This is a genomic window from Streptomyces sp. NPDC020362, from assembly GCF_040642095.1.
In the GTDB taxonomy this organism is placed as follows: Bacteria; Actinomycetota; Actinomycetes; order Streptomycetales; family Streptomycetaceae; genus Streptomyces.
Window position 1 is genome coordinate 1 of record NZ_JBFAET010000397.1, and the last position, 3486, is coordinate 3486.

The following is a 3486-nucleotide window of genomic DNA, read 5'->3' on the forward strand; positions in this document are numbered from 1 at the left end:
GGGCTTTCCTCCGGGCTTCCCTTCGGTGTTTCCGACTCTATCAGATCTTTTCTCGATCCGATTTCCTCGGTGCTTTCCAGGTTCCCGCTCTCGCGGTTTCCTTTCCGGCGGTTCCGACTTTATCAGAAGTTTTTGGCCGGTCAGACCGGCCGCTCATTTCTGAGTAATCGGGGTGCTCCTCCGAATCGCATTCGCGACTTCTTGGGGAGCAGGTCGATTCTAGCGATCAGCCCCGAACTTGTCCAGTTCTAGGCAACTCATTGAATCTACCTCCCCACTCCGCCCGTGTCAACGGGTTTTGCGGGGCGAAGAGGAGACTAGCAGGTCACAGGGGCTGGACGCACATCAGGCGGCCGTAGGTACGGTCGCGCTGCGCTCGGCCGCTTCCAGGTCGCCCGTCTCGCCGGCTCGTACCGCGCGACCGCCGAGGACGTAGACGTACGCCAGGAATGCCAGCTCGGCCACGACCCCGATCCCGATACGGGCCCAGGTGGGCAGGCCGGACGGAGTGACGAAGCCTTCGATGGCGCCGGAGACGAACAGGACCAGGGCAAGGCCGATCGCCATGCCCACAGCGGCCCGGCCCTCTTCGGCGAGCGCGGCGCGGCGGCTGCGCGGACCGGGGTCGATGAGTGTCCAGCCGAGGCGGAGGCCGGTGCCGGCGGCGACGAAGACCGCGGTCAGCTCGAGCAGACCGTGCGGGAGGACCAGGCCGAGGAACGTGTCGAGGCGGCCGGCGGAGGACATCAGGCCGAACCCGACACCCAGGTTGAGCATGTTCTCGAAGAGGATCCAGAGGACGGGCAGGCCCAGGAAGACACCCAGGACCAGGCACATCGCTGCAGCCTCGGCATTGTTTGTCCATACCTGGGCGGCGAAGGAGGCCGCGGGGTGGCTCGAGTAATAGGTCTCGTACTCGCCGCCGGGCCGGGTCAGCTCGCGCAGCTGGCTGGGGGCCGCGATGGTCGACTGCACCTCGGGGTGCGTGCCTATCCACCAGCCCAGGAGGATCCCGATGGCGGTGGAGATCAGTGCCGTGGGTACCCACCAGTGGCGCGCACGGTAGACCGCGGCGGGGAAGCCCTGCCCGAGGAACCGGGTGACGTCGCGCCATGAGGCGCGGCGAGTGCCGGTGACGGCGCTACGCGCGCGTGCCACCAGCTGGCTGAGCCGACCTGTCAGTTGCGGGTCGGGCGCGCTGGACTGGATGAGCGAGAGGTGGGTGGCAGTGCGCTGGTACAGCGCGACGAGTTCGTCGGCCTCTGCGCCGTTGAGGCGGCGCTGGCGGCGGAGCAGGACGTCGAGGCGGTCCCATTCGGCTCGGTGTGCGGAGACGAAGACGTCCAAGTCCATTGGGTCTGCCTGCTCCTCGACTGGTCGTCCACTTCTCGTGGATGCTCGTGATGCTGTCAGCTTGTCGTACTGCGGCGAGATGCGCCCTCAGCTTGGCAGACTTGCGGTTCACAGGGCAGACCAGGGGAAGGACGGCGGGCGTGAGTGAGCTGGTGACAGGCGAGGCGGTGGCGCTCGAACTGCGGCCGGCCAAGCTGCCGAGCAGGACTTTGGCGATTCTGCTCGATCTGATCGCGACCATGGTCGTGTACATCGGCGTGAGCGTCGCGCTGGCGGCGGCGACCTCGTCCTTGGACGACGCCGCGCAGACCGCCCTGTCGATCGCCACTTTTCTGTTGGTGCTCGTCGGCGGGCCGATCGCCGTGGAGACGCTCAGCCATGGGCGCTCGCTGGGGAAGCTGGCGCTCGGGCTGCGTGTGGTACGGGACGACGGCGGACCCATCCGGTTCCGGCACGCCCTGGTACGGGGTGCGATCGGCATGGTCGAGATCCTGATGACGTTCGGGGTGGTGGCCTGCATCGCCTCGCTGGTGTCGGCGCGTGGGCGTCGGCTCGGGGACGTCTTCGCGGGCACCCTCGTCGTGCGCGAGCGGATACCTGTCGGGCAGGCCGGGTTCGTTCCGCCTCCGCCGCCGTGGCTCGCGGGACGGTTCGCCGACCTGGATCTTTCGGCTGTGCCGGACTGGCTGTGGCTTGCGGTCCGCCAGTACCTGACACGGATGCAGCAGCTTGATCCCCAGGTTTCCTCGGACATGGCGCAGCGGCTCGCGGCGGACCTCACGGCTCGCACGGGGGCGCCGGCGCCGCAGGGAGTGCACCCGGCCGCGTTCCTGGCGGCCGTGGTGCACGAACGACAGGCTCGCGATGCCCGGCAGGCCTTCAGGGGTGCGGGTGTGCCGCAGGGCGCACCTCCCGGCTACCACCCCCCGGCTCCTGGCCGGCCCCAGAGCCCTGCTCAACCCGACCAGCCCCATGCGCAGGCCCAGGGGCAGCCCCAGGTCCCGGCCGCTCCCCAGCCTCAGGCTCCGGTCGTGCAGGCCGCGCCGCCACAGCCGGGAGGCACGCCGTCCCACCGTCCGCCCACCGGTTCCGGTTCGGGTCCCGGCTCCGGATCGGGTCCCGGCTCCGGATCGGGGGCCACCGGATTCGCGCCGCCGGCATAGGCCCCGTTCCGCTGCCCTCCCTGCCGGATCGGTTCTCCCGAGTCGGTTGTGTCGTGTCGGTTGGCCGGGTCGGTTGGCCGGGTCAGTCGAATCTCGACGGCGGTGACTGAAGGTCCTCCAGCTCGATTCCGGGCGCGGCGAGGACCACGTCACCGGCGATGTGGACGGCGTGCTGCTCCCCCGTGTCCAGGGCTGTGACCTGGTATTCGTCCACGGCCAGAGGGCCGTTGTCAGTGGCGTGTGATTCGCTCTTCACCAAGGCCCAGGACTGGTCCAGGGTGCGCGGGGCGAGGACCGGGTCCGTGAAGGCCACGAGGCGCACGCGGGTCGCGGAAGAGGAGGGGGTGAGGCGCAGGAGACGGGCGGTGGCGACGAGGAACGCGGGGGACGTGCCGGTGAAGGCGTGGGCGCGCACATTGCCTTCGGTGGCGTGAACGCCGGTGGGGTCGGTGCGGACCCAGGTGACGCCGTCGAGCGCGGCGCCGCGCACCTGCCAGCCTCCCGCGTGGAGTTCGAGGCGGATGGGGCGGCCGAGGTCGTCCAGGGCCAGGTCGACCGAGCCCCGGTGGTCGCCCGCGGGGGTGGTCAGCCGGGAGACGTAGCGCCAGCCGGAGGGACCGGGGGCGCACTGGAAGTGCTCTTGTGCGAGGGGGGTGTGATCGTGCGGATCGTGGAGCGAATAACGGCCGCGGGGCATGGGGGTCCTGGGTTTTGAGGGGCTGGTCCGGCCACAGACCAAAGAAGCAGGCCCCCGGCACGGGGGTGCGGGGGCCTGCCTCGGAGGATCTGCGGACCTGCTGCCGGGGAGCGCGGCGGTGCACCGGCGCGCTCGCCCGGCGGGCGGGGCTACGGACTCAGTAGCGGTAGTGGTCCGACTTGTACGGGCCCTCGACCTCCACGCCGATGTACGCGGCCTGCTCGGGGCGCAGCTCGGTGAGCTTCACGCCGAGCGAGTCCAGGTGGAGGCGGG

General features: G+C 70.1%; 4 protein-coding genes. 1 reads left to right on the top strand and 3 read right to left on the bottom strand.

Annotated features, from left to right (window positions below):
- Nucleotides 1-345: 345 nt before the first annotated feature.
- Nucleotides 346-1353, bottom strand: coding sequence for a stage II sporulation protein M (locus AB0H32_RS47430; RefSeq protein ID WP_361135676.1), 1008 nt, complete (start codon nt 1351-1353; stop codon nt 346-348).
- A 140-nt stretch (nt 1354-1493) separates the two neighbouring features.
- On the opposite strand from AB0H32_RS47430, the gene AB0H32_RS47435 reads away from it, so the two are divergent.
- On the top strand, nt 1494-2516 hold the full coding sequence (locus AB0H32_RS47435) for an RDD family protein (RefSeq protein ID WP_361135679.1): 1023 nt from the start codon (nt 1494-1496) through the stop codon (nt 2514-2516).
- 82 nt (nt 2517-2598) lie between these two features.
- Here the strand turns inward: AB0H32_RS47435 and AB0H32_RS47440 are convergent, their stop codons facing one another.
- Entirely contained in the window at nt 2599-3213 is a 615-nt protein-coding gene (locus AB0H32_RS47440) for a hypothetical protein (protein ID WP_361135682.1), read from the bottom strand.
- A gap of 157 nt (nt 3214-3370) precedes the next feature.
- The coding region (locus tag AB0H32_RS47445; RefSeq protein ID WP_361135685.1) for an adenosylhomocysteinase at nt 3371-3486 on the bottom strand (116 nt) is incomplete at its 5' end.

What these genes read in the sequence shown, in the direction of transcription:
- AB0H32_RS47430 (WP_361135676.1), bottom strand. Translation starts at nt 1,353, where the DNA reads ATGGACTTGGACGTCTTCGTCTCCGCACACCGAGCCGAATGGGACCGC.
- AB0H32_RS47440 (WP_361135682.1), bottom strand. Translation starts at nt 3,213, where the DNA reads ATGCCCCGCGGCCGTTATTCGCTCCACGATCCGCACGATCACACCCCC.